Below are 13409 nucleotides of genomic sequence, written 5' to 3'. Positions count from 1 at the left end.
AGTATTAGTTAACTAACTTTTCTATTTCGGTGACTATGTCTTGCACTGTGCGCACAAGCTTAAAGGCATCAGGCTCAATTTTTTTACCTGTGATTTCTCTTAATTTTACAACTAAGTCAACTGCATCAATACTGTCTAAATCAAGATCTTGGTACAGGTTAGCCTCTAAGCTAATATCTTCTGGGTCTATTTCAAATTCGTTTTCTAAAATGCCGTGTAATACATCATAAATTTCAGCAGCGGTTTTCATCTTTCTTCCTACTTTTATATATTAAGAACGTGCTTGTTCAATAAATTTTGCTAAAGAATTAACTGAGGCAAAGTGCGCTTTAGTTTGCTCAGAGTTTGCATCAATTTTCACATCAAATTGCTTCTTTATCGCAAGGCCAAGTTCTAATGCATCTATGCTATCTAGCCCTAGGCCATCTACAAATAAAGCGTCATCATCTTGAATGTCAGCAGTGGTCATGTCTTCAAGGTCAAGGCTTGAGATAATCAGTTGTTTTATTTGTTCTTTTAATTCGCTCATATATTTTTTAGCTCTTGTGTAAAATAATGTTGTAAATCTTTAGTCAATTGGCGTGATTGCATCGCAGGCATATCGCTGTGGTACGTTGCACAATTAAACTGCTGGCTCGCAAGCCCCATTGTAAAATGCGCCTGATATGGCGCGACCTTATACCAAGGTGTGCCTTTGGTTAAAGTGTTTGGCTTCATTTTAATTAAAAAAGTAGTAATGGGCGCATGACACCTAATTGCAATATTTGCAGCGCCTCGTTTAAACTTTAATGCTTTGTTAGGCTCTGTCCGTGTCCCTTCTGGAAATACAATTAAGTTATTACCCTTTTGCAAACTACGCTCACACTCTCGTAATAGCTCCTGTGGGTCATCATTACTTATGTAGCCGGTGCTTTTAATAACGCCACGCATAAAAGGGTTTTTAAATAAATGTGCTTTTACTACGCAATCTGCATTTTTTACTACCGAAATTAAAACAACAACATCAATTAAAGAAGGATGGTTTGCTAATATCAATTGCCCTTTTAAGCCTGCAATTTTTGCTTTATCGTTGACATGAAATCGAATAACGCCCGTTACATGCATTAAACTAACAAACCATTTGAAGCTATAATGTACTGTTTTTCGAGCCTTAAGCTTTTGTTTAACTGAGTCACTTTGAAATAGGCGCTGAGCAGGAAAAACAATAAAGGCTAATACTAAACCACCAATTCCAAAAACTGAAAAGCAAAATGCAGTCGCAATAATCCGCCAAATCAATCCACATAGCCTTTGTGCATTTTTAAGCATGGTACGTAAGCTGCCAATCGTGCTCAAGCGTGTTATGAACAAGTAATGTATTGCTTCGCTCATACAAAGCTTTAGCGCATTGGATACTCATTGGTAAGTCGCTTTTTTCCATGCCCATATTAAATACTTTATTTAAACTAAAATAGGGTTCGCCTTTTTGCGGCGCTCTTATTATTAAACCAATAGAGTGTGCTATTTGCTGTTCATCGGCATACTGAGCGTAAATATCGGGGAGAGTCTCATCGGTGTGAACTATTAACATGTGTGGCTGATCGTTATCAGCAAGTCTTACAAAGCCATCTACGAGTGCATAAATAAAGCTTTCGGCTCCTGCAGCAATAGCATTTGTAGCACTTGTATTACCCAGTATTATCCCGAAAAGCCCCGATGCGGCATTATGCACACTTAACCCAAAACCAGTGGGCGACAATGGCTGATCATTTACTACATCAACAAGTAAGTTAGCCGTTTTGTGAAAATCGCCGTGGCGAGAAGAAAAGACACTCGGTAAGTTAACATAGTTACCTTGTGTGCTTACTTGATGAGCACTAAAGAGTGCCATTTTAATAAAGGAAGTCATTCGGCGTCGCTGCATAGCAGGCACCCAACTAAGATTTAATACGGAGGAATCAAACCAATTACTCTCTTTTATTTGTCGCTGTTCGGGCTTTATCCATATAGCGAGTTCTTCAACAACAAATTTCACAGCTCTGCATATTTTATAAGATATAAGGGAGGGAATTTTACCGATTTTAGCAATAGAAGTAAATAATCATTAATAAAAAGCACTGAACTAACCCCTTGTTCAGCGCTTGCTCATATTGCTAAGAAAGTAGAGCTATATCATCCTGCTTTATGCACTTAGCTTTACCGCCGACAACATCGTTGTTGTTTAACTCATTAATTAAAACTTCGCCTTGAGCTTGTTGTTCATCACTAAGCGGTAAATACGGTAATCTAAATACTGGATTTACTGCACCTGTCATCATCATCGCAGTGTTAATAGCAATAGGGTTTGGCTCACAGAACAACCAGTTCATTAATGGTTGTAATGACGTATTTAACTCATCATTTTTAGTATCCATTAATTGGCGAAACAACCCAGGAATAAGGTTAGAAGTAACCGAAATAACACCGTGAGCTTTGTGTACATGACGAGCGTCGTGTGCTTCATCGTCGTTACCAGACCAACACGCAATGCCTTGCTGCTCATAGTGTGCAATGCGCTCATTGCCGCCACATTCTTTAATACCAATTAGGTTCGAATGCTGTGCTAATGGTTCAATAATATCAGGTGTTAGGTCTTGACCTGTGCGACCTGCTACGTTGTAAATAAAGGCAGGTCCAATATCAAGTACGCGTTTAAAGTGCTCTTTAACACCCGCGATTGACGTACGTCCGTAATATGGGTTAATTTGCAGTGCTGCATCCATACCGCTGGCAAAGCCATATTTAGTTGCTTTAATCGCTTCACGGGTGTTGTTACTACCGGTATTACCAACAATAACCAGTTTGTCACCATATTTGTTTGCACTGTGCGCTATAAGCATTAAATGCTCTTCCCAGTTCATTAACTGGCCTTCGCCTGTTGTGCCACCGACTACGATGCCATCAACGCCCGCTGCAATTTGTATTTCAACGAGTTCATCGTACTTTGCGAGATCAATTTCACCGTTTGCTAAATATGGCGTTTTAATAGCTGTAATAAGGCTTGCTTGTTTAATTTTCTCTAGGGTGCGCATAAAAATTCATTATTTATAAAACTTGCGCTATTTGTAACATACTTGCCGGTATTTTTGGAGGTATAAGCGCACATTTAATTATAAAATCGCTTGTGTTATTGAGTTTGGTAATACAAAATGAAAAACTGTATATATAAACAGTGTTTTATTTTAACGATACCAGAGGCTTTATGCGTTTATCTGACTACTTAGCAACTCATTTTTATAACACCGATGAACTGTGCCAAGCATTAAACATAGATGCAGATACACTTTTAGCTTGGCAAGAGCGAAGTGTGTTCCCCAAACCAAGTTACTGTATTAAAAGTCAACTTAGCTGCAGCTCATATTCGGGTTTGTATGAATGCGAAGAATATGACGACTATTATCCGCGCGGCTGTGTTAATTGGGGGCAAGGTCTTTTAAAACAAAAAATAGAATCATCAAGCCATGCTTTTAATTATTTTGCGCAGCAATATACTGCAAGCCTAACTAAACTCGCTCAGCATGGATTTACGTTTAGCGAAGAGCTATTTGGCTGTGAAATAGACGAGCACTTACAGCAAGTTTGGCAACAGTTTTTATGCAGTAAATATGGCGTACTTACTCAAAATGGATTAATAGATGAAATAGTCTCGGTAGACATTGGCAGGCTACTAGTTGACGACATTACAGAACTGCGCAGTAAAGCGAGTTTAAACCAAGAAGAAAGAGCGCTATTACACCCCGCCATAAAGCTTTTAAACAAAGCGCTAGGGCATGGCGCCGATCATGAAAAACAACATACATTACGCACCCGCTATATAGATGCACTTATTTTAAAATACGATTTATCTATTAAATAGTTTTGCATTAGTTTAATTATTTTAGGATTATTTGACGAAAAACAAGAGCTGTTAACTTAATTGTTACGCAAAATATAATTTAAAGGCACTGACTCAATGACAATCAAAACACAAATAAGTGTAATTTCTGCTGTAATCACTATCCTGTCTTTTAATACACTAGCTAAAGCTAACCACGAAATAGTAAATGACGACATAATAAAAATACAGCGTGCAGCGCTTGCTAAAAACACCGCTAATAAAGGTTTTGGGCCACAATCTCCACGCAATATTGATAATTATAAAGGCGAAAACACGGCAGTTTTCTCTCATGCCCCAACTTCATCAAATATGAATTTATGTAATATACACTTTCATAAAAATGCTGAACACGCCGGTGGCGAATTTAGCAAATATGCAGGAAATGGTAATGGAAAAGGCTTTAAAAGTGGCTACTTATATTCAGGCTCTTTAACTAAAAGTGAAAGTAAACCAGCAAAAATTGAAATTTGTCCGAGCGATCACGGCGCGCTTTTAGTTGGCGATACCATTGAGGTGCATAACGTTCATACGTCAGCAATTGTAAAACCAGGCCCTACCTTGGGGAGTTGTTTAAGTGATTCGATTAAAAATCCGCAACTACGTGTTGAAGCTCAAGTATATGTATTAGTAAACGATGCTAACGCACTTGATTTTACTGAAATAAGCGCCGTGTCATCTGTTAATGGTTACTATCAAGCTATTGCTACACCGACAAATACGGGTAAACCTGTTGTTTATAGCGGTTCAACTACTGGCCCGAGTTACAACGAAGCAGGCTCTCCTTTTCAAGTAACATGGTCAGTTAAACCAAAAGTGGCAAAGGTTGATATAAACAGTGTTGGCAAATGGTGTGAAAGTAACACCTTTAACGAAGATCATGCACACGGCGTACGAAATCTCGTAATAAATCCCGCACTACTCTCTAAAATTAAATAATTAAAATTTAGCCAAATAAAAACAACCCACTAATTAGTGGGTTGTTTTTATTATGACCGTTAAAATGAGTACTTCGCTTAATGGGATAAAAATGTCACATTAAATGTATTTAAATCTTCATATGTAATACATGTTTGCTCATTAGTATTAAGCTCAACCACGCCACAGTAAGAACCTGTTATAAACACTTGCCCTGCTTTTAAGTTAATTCCCTTTGCTGATAAGTAATTAACCGCCCAATAAAGTGGAAGCTGCGCAAGTTCTGCAGGGTGCACACCTACCAAGTTTAACTCCAGCTCAGTTTGCTTAACGTTGATATTTACAGTACTTGCGTTATACGCTTTGGCTTTATCTATTTGCGGGCCTAAATACACGCCTTGATTAGATAGGCCATCGGCCAGTTTTTCAATGTGAGTGCTTGGAGTGTCTTCATCAAACCTTTTTTGAATAAGCTCAAGTGCTAAATGGGCGCTGGCAAATGCAGTATCTACGTCTTTATTTGTATAGGTTTTATTACTTGGTAAATCGCTTTGCAAAATAAATGCAATTTCTGGTTCAATAAGCGCTTTATTGTTTGTTGTATACAGTGGGCAATTTTCAGCTTGTTTTATAGGTGCATGTAAAAGAGGCGCTAATATAATTGAGCCATCATCTAAAGGCAGCATACACTTCCAGCCATATACGGTTTGATCATTTAAATAAATCATCAACTTTTGTACTTCTATCGCATCGTCAGTTGAGTCTAGTACTAACTCTTTAGGAAAGTTTGAACGCGCTGGGTTTTCTCCTCTTTGTGCTAAGAAGTGAGTAGCAATTAGTTTTAGCTGTATTTAGTTGTTCACATAAATCTCTTTAAAATACGTTACTGGTTAAGCAGTAAATAGGAAGGATTACATTATTAATGTATTAGCTTAAGCATTAGAACATCATATTAAATGCCTATAATTAAAATTGTATTTAAAACAAAGCGTGGTAATTATTTAAGTATCAATAGATTTAAGCGATCGTAAAAACAGCCCTAAGCCGCCAAACGCTAAAATTATAATAACAATCAAATCAAACGACGTCATAGTTCGCATACTAAATCGAACACTCGATATAACGCCAAATATGAGTGCGGTTAACGAACCTAGAGATAGCACCCAACCTAAAATATTTTTAGAATTGTAAAAAATCAGACCCACACCAAAAATAAATGGGATCATAACCATGCCGCCTGTAACGCCAAAGCCACCTAAAACATTAACACTATAAATGCGAGAACTTAGTCCAAAATTAGAGGTCACCGAAATTGCGTTTAGGAGCATATAAAAGCCACCGCACATCATAATTAAACCAATAAAAAAATGCCCAATACCACCAGAGCTTCCACCAGCACCTTTCATTATTAATTATTCCTTTTAGATTTTTGACTTATTTGTTTTAGATGGTAATTGCTCGAGTATTCACATTGACCGCAATCTACATAATCAATCAGTGCACACGCGAAAGCACTTATCGCGTAATTACATGCCAAATAACATAAAACCAAGATAAAAAACCGTGCAAAATTGCCCATAACACAGACTCGTTAGCACTCCATGAAATAGCAATTGCTAGGGCCGTACCAAAAGAGACTCCATATTTTACTATCTCATTTCTTGAGTTTCTCATTAATTATATTCCTAGTTTTTAACTTATTAGCTACTTGATTTGCTTACTAAAACTGACAGCTCTTTACCATCAATATTAATACTTGCTTCTTTGCCTAATTCAACAACTAAAGAGGGAGCCATGTGTTTTCCACCTAGTTTTAGGTCAGTTGCTAAACTAACAGTAAAATCATCAATTGGCGTTACTGTAAGAGCAAAACTATACGAATTATCAACTGAAACTGACGCCTCTTCGTTTGAATTGACTACCAAAATAGGTGAACCAATTAAGTTTTTATTATCATAAAATTTAGCATTCACTACAAAACTATCATTAGCTTGTGCAAATGAAGCAAAGCCTAACAACGCTACTATTGCGATTAATTTTTTCATTATTATCTCCATATAAATTATACAGTTTAAAGCTGTTAAGGCTTTATTGGCTGTGATTTTTTAGCTAGCAATTTACCCGCTAATGATTAAAAACTTATGTTTTAGCTCTGATGACATAACCAACGCCCAGCGAACTAATATAGAACAACACTCCAAATACACTAATATCAATGAGTAGCTTTAGAATGTCAAAAGTATCTGTAAACACAAGATACTCAAAAGAAAATAAGTGAAATATAACTTTTGATCCAAAATACGCAGCTAATAAAGGGATTACAAAAACAAGAATAGATTGATTAGATTTATTAATTTCCATACCCATGTCTCCGTTATAAGTTTATTTAACTCAGCTCTAAAAATATAACACACTAAAAATATATAAATAGTTTGCTATTTTGAGTCTCTTATTCAGTACCACTCGAACTATTTACGGCTGACTAAAATGCCATATTATATTTCTACAATTTACACCAGAGAACTTTAATGTAAACAACAAATTAAATAGGCTATTTATTAGAGTGGGTTGTGGTACCAAAACGACTTTTAATAAAGTTATGAACCTCTTTTGATTTCGACGCACTACGAATGCGAATTAACAAAAAAGAGTCCTAATAGGTTTCATTGATATTGGCGAAGTTGGGTATTTAGGCAGGTTGGGGTGTAAGAATAAAAGGTGATGTAGGTTAACAGCACCTATTTGAATATTTACTTTATGACATGTAATTTAGCTAAGTATTTTAATACGTACCATAAAAGGCACTATAAAAAGAATTTAACCAATTGATTTATATACATCAATACTACTATTGGTTAAAAGTCCAGTAACTTGCGTACCAAACGCTTTAAAGTGTGGCTCGTTTTTATGCGCTTCAAAGTGCTCATCAGACGCCCACTGTTCGCTAACAACGTAATCGGTATGTTCATCATCACTTTTTACCGATAGTTCATAACGTAAGCACCCTACTTCTTGGCGCGATGACTTTTGTAAGTTTTCAAGTGCTGTAAGCATCACATCTGCATCAATATTTTTGCACGACAGTGCAGCTATAACCGTTAACATGTGTATTCCTTTTAAAAAGTTAAGGTGTAGATAATCTACACCTTAAAATATTTAGTTTAACTTTGCGTTTGAGGTAAGTTTACTGATCCCACTGCGGCGCAAAGTCTGGTGTTGCTTGGCGGTCGCCACAATCTAGACCATCAATGCGGGCTATGTCTTCATCATCTAATTTGACGTGGTCGTTAAAGTTATCTTCTAAGTTTTTGCGCTTAGTTGATGATGGAATTGTCGTCATGCCGCTTGCGTTAACCCATGCTAAAACAACTTGTGCTGGACTTGCATCGTGCTTTTTAGCAATGTCGATAATGGTTTGATCTTTAAGTACTTTGCCTACTACAAATGGCATGTACGCTGTCACATGTATATCGTGCTGAGCACAAAATGCACGCAATTTAGTATTAGTTAAATATGGGTGAACCTCAACCTGATTGGTAAATATTTCACGCGAGTCAAGTGTTTGCATTGCTTCATTTAAGTTTGCAATGGTGAAGTTTGATACACCAATGTGCTTAGTTAAACCAAGCTGCTTCGCTTTTAGTAATTCAGTGAGGTATTCACTCATTGGCTCGTCGTTAGCAGGCGATGGCCAATGAATTAGCAGTAAGTCGACAGAATCAACTTGTAGCTTTTCAAGTGACTTTTTAACGCTTGGGATAAAGTCGCTTTTATTTAATTTGTTATTCCACACTTTGGTGGTTAAGAATATTTCACTGCGCGGAATATTACTATCTTTTATGGCTTGACCTACTTGCTCTTCGTTGCCATAAATTTGTGCGGTATCAATATGGCGAAACCCAACTTCGAGTGCCATTTTTACTGAGTTATAGGCAGTGTCGCCCTCTAAGCGGAATGTTCCCATACCGAGTTCTGGCATTTCTATTACACGTTTTGTCATGGTTTATCCTTATAAAATAATCGGTTAAAAACAAGCTCTTTTAAAGCTTTACGAAATACACCTTTTACTTCTTTTGTGCCGTCACTTAAAAATCTATGACCTCATAACAGGTATGAGGTCATTAATTTTAGTTTCAAGGTTAACAGAAGATACTTTATGCTTGCTGAATTTCACGTTTATCAAGCATACCGCTGTAGCGTGTAACACCGAGTGCTAAAACAGAGATAACGGCGCCTATCCATGCTGTATCTTGCAGTGTCATGTTCTCTACTACACTACCGCCAATAATTGAGCCAAGTGCAATACCAATATTAAATGCGGCTATGTTTAAACCTGATGCAACATCTACCGCATTGGGCGTGTGCTTTTGTGCTTGCTTTACTACATAAAGTTGCAAGCCTGGCACATTACCAAAAGCAAATGCGCCCCATACTAAAATAGTAAGTACAGCAGCAATTTTTGATTCCATCGTAAAAGTAAATATCAGTAAAATAATACTCAAAGCGCTGAATATAATGCTCAGTGCGCTAATTGGGCCGCGTTTGTCGGCCAACTTTCCACCCCAAATATTACCTACCGCGACCGATACACCGTAAACAAGCATTATTAAGGCAATAGCCGAAGGCGCAAAACCTGTTTGTTGCTCTAAAATAGGTGCTAAATAAGTAAACGCTGTAAACGTGCCGCCATAGCCCAATATCGTCATTAAATACACCAGTAATAAACGCGGTTTTACGATTACCTGTAGTTGCTCTTTAAACGTCGCTGGTATTGATTGTTTTAAGTTTTTAGGCACTAAAATAGAGCTGCCGATTAATGCAATTAAACCTAATACCGACACAACTAAAAACGTTGCACGCCAACCAAAGTGTTGTCCAACCCATGTACCTAGTGGCACACCAGTTACGAGTGCTACAGTAAGCCCGGTAAACATAATGGCTATTGCACTGGCTTCTTTGTCTTTGCTTACTAGGCTAGTGGCAATCATCGATCCGATTGAAAAAAACACACCATGGGCAAGCCCCGTTAAAATGCGCGCAAGTATTAATGTTTCGTAACTTGGCGCTTGCCATGCAAGTAAGTTACCTAAAACAAATAAGCCCATTAAGCTTATTAGTACCACTTTACGATTCCAACGACCTGTTAAAGCTGTTAGCACCGGCGCACCAATGGCAACGCCAACCGCATATAAACTTACAAGCAAACCTGCTGAAGGTAGACTTACGCCTAAGTCGTTTGCAATGGTGGGTACTAATCCCACTATTACAAACTCAGTTGTTCCTATTGCAAATGCGCTTAAGGTAAGCGCCCACAAAGCCAATGGCATAGTTATATCCTCATTAATATTTGAAGAATGTAGTTTGGCTAAAATATCGTTTGCAAAAAATAGCATTAGTGACAAAATACTTTTGTTAATAATGCAAAGATGGTGTTGGTATACTTATGGCTGTTCATTCAAAAACTGAAGATTTAGAAACGTTTATAACGGTAGTAGATTGCGGAAGCTTTTCCGGGGCGGCTAATTTGCTCGATCAACAGGTGGCTAAAGTGTCGCGAGCTGTATCACGCCTTGAAAATACATTGCAATGCACTTTACTAAACAGAACAACACGCCGATTAGAACTTACCGAAGAGGGCCATACTTTTATAAAATATGCGCGCGAAGGATTAAATACGCTTTATACCGGTGAAGAAGCTATAAAGCTTTTAAAACAAGCGCCAAGTGGCAAGCTGCGAATAGATGCTGCAAGCCCTTTTGTATTGCACCAACTTACGCCTTTAATTGGCGAATTTGCCAAGCAATACCCTCACATAACGCTTGATATAACCTCGCACGACAGCATTATTGATTTACTTGAACATAAAACCGATTTAGCCATACGCATTGGTGATTTAAAAGACTCAAATTTACATGCTCGTAAACTCGGCAGCAGTCAGTTACGTATTGTAGCCAGCCCAGAATATATAAAAAACAACACAGCAATTACGCAAATAGATGACTTACAAAATCACAAGATAATTGGTTTTAGTGACTCCCCTAAATTAAACACTTGGCCGTTAGTAAAGCCCGCTTTATTTACGTTTTCGCTTAGCGCAAGCAGCGGCGAAACAGTGCGCCAACTATGTATTGCAAACCAAGGCGTTGCGCTACTATCTCACTTTATGATTGGCAATGACCTAAAAACAGGTAAATTAGTTGAAGTGTTACCCAGTGCAGTTAGCTCACCTAATAACCGAGAGGTTGTACAAGCCGTGTATTATAAAAATAGTGCGGTATCGTCTCGCATTACAGCATTTTTAGATTTTATAAAACCCAGGCTTAGTTTATAAATTTTGGGCATTGATGTGCTTATCAAATATTTCACATTATTTTTTGACGCTTTTGAATAATCAAAAAGTATAAATAATAAAAGTCGTAATTAAAGGTATTAATCAAAATGGATTCTTTAACGCAGGTAGCATTAGGTAGTGCTGTAGGTTATGCGGTATTAGGCAATAAAATAGGTCGAAAAGCCGTTTTATGGGGAGCAATTTTAGGCACACTCCCTGATTTAGATGTATTTTTGCCTTATGGTGGCTCTGTAGAAGCATTTACTTATCACCGTAGCTTTAGTCATTCGTTATTAATACATTTATTAATTAGCCCGCTCATTGTATGGCTAATATTAAAAATACACACCGGAATGAAAACTTATAAAGTGCGCTGGTTTTGGCTAGTATTTTTAAGTTTATCTACACATGCCATATTAGACAGCCTAACGGTATACGGTACACAATTACTTTGGCCTTTTACTGAGTACCCCTTTGCGGTTTCTAGTGTGTTTATTATTGACCCCGCTTACACGCTTCCTTTATTAATTGGCGTAATATGTACGCTAATACCCAAAATACAAGCAGCAACGGCTTATCGTATAAATGCAGCGGCCTTAGTTTTAAGTAGCTTATATTTATTTTGCGCTTTAATTTTAAAAGTAAATATTGATGAGAAGGTAAAAACTGCACTCAACAACAGGCAAATACCAGTAAATGCGTATATTAGTACGCCTGCCCCGCTAACCACTTTGCTGTGGCGTATTGTTGTGATGTCTGACGGACAATACTACGAAGGTTATGCATCAGTATTTGACGCGCCCAGCGATGTTACACTAACGCCTTATCAAACAACGCCTTCATTGTTAAATAATATTAGCGATGAATGGGCTATAAAACGCTTGCAGTGGTTTACTAAAGGGTTTTATTCGGTGCGCCAACAGCAAAGCAGTATTGTACTTTCTGATTTACGTATGGGGATGGAGTGCAACTATGTGTTTAATTTTGTAGTGGGTCAAAAAAATAATTCAGAGGTGAGCATTGGTAACTTTGAAAAAATAAGTCAAAGACCAAACTTAAGCAATCTTCATAAAATATGGGACAGGATTTGGCAACCAAATGTGTCTTTAGCATCACCCTCTGCAAAAAATGACTGTAATAGCGAATAACGTCATATTATAAGATTCGTACTAGCATGAGGAAGTGAAGTTCAGGCAGCAATTAAACTAAATAGCTCACTAAAGTGATTGCTGCTTTTTTTGCTGATACATGGCAACATCAGCATCTTGAATCATATCCTCAACCGATTTACCTGTATCGTATTTAAAGTGTGTTACCCCTACACTGTAATCAATTTTGTATGGCTTATTTAAGGTATTATTGGTATGCGCAATTGCATCCGCAAACCTTTGTAAAACAAACTCAGCTTTTGTTTCATCTAAATCACTTAGCATTACTACAAACTCATCTCCGCCAAGTCTGCCTATTACTTCACAATCACAAAATGAACTAAGCATAATTTGCGCAAATTTATTCAATACAAAATCGCCTTCGTGGTGTCCATAAACATCATTAATTTGTTTAAATTTATTAAGATCAAACAATATAAACGACATTGATACTTTGTTTCGCCTACATATATTTAGCGTATGCTCAGCAAGGTTCAAAAAGCCACGCCGGTTAGAGATTCTTGTCAACTCGTCAATTGTGGCTAGTTGAATTGATTGAATCTCTTGCTCAACCAACGTGCCTAAATCTCTTAGTAATTGTTTTTCTTCATCATTAAGGTGTCTAGGTTTATTATCGGCAAGGCATAAAGTGCCTATAATAACCCCTTGCCTTAATTTTAAAGGAAAGCCGGCATAAAAGCGTACTTTAGGATCGCCTGCAACAAAAGGGTTATCAAAAAACCTTTTATCTTGGGCTGTATCTGGGATTATTAAGAGCTCGTCTTGATTTATGGTATGGCCACAAAATGAGGTTTCGCGAGGAAGCTCAGGCGCATCAAGCCCCTGCCTAGATTTAAACCATTGGCGGTCTTCGTCAATTAAAGTAACCAATGAAATAGAAACATTAAACATACGCTTGGCAATACGAGTAACACGATCAAAGCGCTCTTCATGCGACGTATCTAGAATTTTTAATGTTTTTAACGCATGTAATCGCTCTGCTTCGTTACTTGGGATATCAGGTTTAATCATTAAAGCTCAATTAATTTTAAGTGTTTTATGAATTACGAAATGGGAGCGAATATTTTCGAGTATATAACCCATAAACTTATTTAAATTA

At 37.4% G+C, this 13409-nt stretch carries 18 protein-coding genes; 4 read left to right on the top strand and 14 right to left on the bottom strand.

The window, feature by feature from the left end:
• Positions 1–4: 4 nt before the first annotated feature.
• The 5 genes from H5087_RS03555 to dapA all read right to left on the bottom strand — a co-directional run bounded on the left by H5087_RS03555 (position 5) and on the right by dapA (position 3050).
• Positions 5–250, bottom strand: coding sequence for an acyl carrier protein (locus tag H5087_RS03555; RefSeq protein WP_002958648.1), 246 nt, complete (start codon positions 248–250; stop codon positions 5–7).
• 21 nt (positions 251–271) lie between these two features.
• A complete protein-coding gene (locus H5087_RS03550; protein ID WP_002958649.1) occupies positions 272–529 on the bottom strand; it encodes a phosphopantetheine-binding protein in 258 nt (85 codons plus the stop codon).
• A complete protein-coding gene (locus H5087_RS03545; protein WP_002958650.1) occupies positions 526–1308 on the bottom strand; it encodes a 1-acyl-sn-glycerol-3-phosphate acyltransferase in 783 nt (260 codons plus the stop codon). Before H5087_RS03545 ends, H5087_RS03550 begins: the two co-directional genes overlap by 4 nt.
• Positions 1301–2014 carry a beta-ketoacyl synthase chain length factor gene (locus H5087_RS03540; protein ID WP_182671185.1) on the bottom strand — a complete coding sequence of 238 codons (714 nt, stop codon included), beginning with the start codon at positions 2012–2014 and terminating at the stop codon, positions 1301–1303. Before H5087_RS03540 ends, H5087_RS03545 begins: the two co-directional genes overlap by 8 nt.
• A 118-nt stretch (positions 2015–2132) precedes the next feature.
• Positions 2133–3050 (bottom strand): 4-hydroxy-tetrahydrodipicolinate synthase, encoded by a 918-nt coding sequence (gene dapA / locus H5087_RS03535; protein ID WP_182671184.1) that lies wholly within the window; start codon positions 3048–3050, stop codon positions 2133–2135.
• Between the two features lie 170 nt (positions 3051–3220).
• Between dapA and H5087_RS03530 the strand changes: the two genes are divergently transcribed.
• The gene (locus H5087_RS03530; RefSeq protein WP_182671183.1) at positions 3221–3874 is read left to right on the top strand and encodes a DUF6058 family natural product biosynthesis protein; all 654 of its coding nucleotides are present in this window, start codon (positions 3221–3223) and stop codon (positions 3872–3874) included.
• Positions 3875–3970: 96 nt separating this feature from the next.
• The gene (locus H5087_RS03525; RefSeq protein WP_182671182.1) at positions 3971–4831 is read left to right on the top strand and encodes a delta-class carbonic anhydrase; all 861 of its coding nucleotides are present in this window, start codon (positions 3971–3973) and stop codon (positions 4829–4831) included.
• Between the two features lie 77 nt (positions 4832–4908).
• Here H5087_RS03525 and H5087_RS03520 read toward each other — a convergent pair whose 3' ends face one another.
• The 8 genes from H5087_RS03520 to H5087_RS03485 form a co-directional block, all read right to left on the bottom strand.
• Positions 4909–5538, bottom strand: a complete 630-nt coding sequence (locus tag H5087_RS03520) for a 2-keto-4-pentenoate hydratase (protein ID WP_259397725.1) — start codon at positions 5536–5538, stop codon at positions 4909–4911.
• 273 nt (positions 5539–5811) lie between these two features.
• Positions 5812–6216: a hypothetical protein gene (locus H5087_RS03515; protein ID WP_182671181.1), complete on the bottom strand. Its 405-nt coding sequence runs from the start codon at positions 6214–6216 to the stop codon at positions 5812–5814.
• Positions 6217–6325: 109 nt separating this feature from the next.
• Complete coding sequence (locus H5087_RS03510) at positions 6326–6484, bottom strand: hypothetical protein (RefSeq protein WP_007378675.1); 159 nt, start codon at positions 6482–6484, stop codon at positions 6326–6328.
• Positions 6485–6510: 26 nt separating this feature from the next.
• Positions 6511–6855, bottom strand: a complete 345-nt coding sequence (locus H5087_RS03505) for a hypothetical protein (RefSeq protein WP_182671180.1) — start codon at positions 6853–6855, stop codon at positions 6511–6513.
• A gap of 94 nt (positions 6856–6949) precedes the next feature.
• On the bottom strand, positions 6950–7171 hold the full coding sequence (locus H5087_RS03500) for a hypothetical protein (protein WP_182671179.1): 222 nt from the start codon (positions 7169–7171) through the stop codon (positions 6950–6952).
• Between the two features lie 456 nt (positions 7172–7627).
• The gene (locus H5087_RS03495; RefSeq protein ID WP_002958660.1) at positions 7628–7915 is read right to left on the bottom strand and encodes a putative quinol monooxygenase; all 288 of its coding nucleotides are present in this window, start codon (positions 7913–7915) and stop codon (positions 7628–7630) included.
• A 79-nt stretch (positions 7916–7994) separates the two neighbouring features.
• Positions 7995–8810: a 2,5-didehydrogluconate reductase DkgB gene (gene dkgB, locus H5087_RS03490; RefSeq protein ID WP_024605501.1), complete on the bottom strand. Its 816-nt coding sequence runs from the start codon at positions 8808–8810 to the stop codon at positions 7995–7997.
• A gap of 154 nt (positions 8811–8964) precedes the next feature.
• Positions 8965–10137, bottom strand: coding sequence for an MFS transporter (locus H5087_RS03485; protein ID WP_182671236.1), 1173 nt, complete (start codon positions 10135–10137; stop codon positions 8965–8967).
• 116 nt (positions 10138–10253) lie between these two features.
• On the opposite strand from H5087_RS03485, the gene H5087_RS03480 reads away from it, so the two are divergent.
• Both H5087_RS03480 and H5087_RS03475 read left to right on the top strand, forming a co-directional pair.
• Positions 10254–11141 carry a LysR family transcriptional regulator gene (locus tag H5087_RS03480; RefSeq protein ID WP_182671178.1) on the top strand — a complete coding sequence of 296 codons (888 nt, stop codon included), beginning with the start codon at positions 10254–10256 and terminating at the stop codon, positions 11139–11141.
• A 107-nt stretch (positions 11142–11248) separates the two neighbouring features.
• Entirely contained in the window at positions 11249–12289 is a 1041-nt protein-coding gene (locus H5087_RS03475; protein ID WP_182671177.1) for a metal-dependent hydrolase, read from the top strand.
• A gap of 69 nt (positions 12290–12358) precedes the next feature.
• Here the strand turns inward: H5087_RS03475 and H5087_RS03470 are convergent, their stop codons facing one another.
• Positions 12359–13321, bottom strand: coding sequence for a sensor domain-containing diguanylate cyclase (locus H5087_RS03470; RefSeq protein WP_182671176.1), 963 nt, complete (start codon positions 13319–13321; stop codon positions 12359–12361).
• Positions 13322–13409 lie beyond the last annotated feature (88 nt).

The organism is Pseudoalteromonas sp. SR43-7 (genome assembly GCF_014163785.1).
Classification (GTDB): domain Bacteria; phylum Pseudomonadota; class Gammaproteobacteria; order Enterobacterales; family Alteromonadaceae; genus Pseudoalteromonas; species Pseudoalteromonas distincta.
Note: the sequence above shows the minus strand (reverse complement) of the source record. Positions and strands in the feature narration are given on the sequence as shown.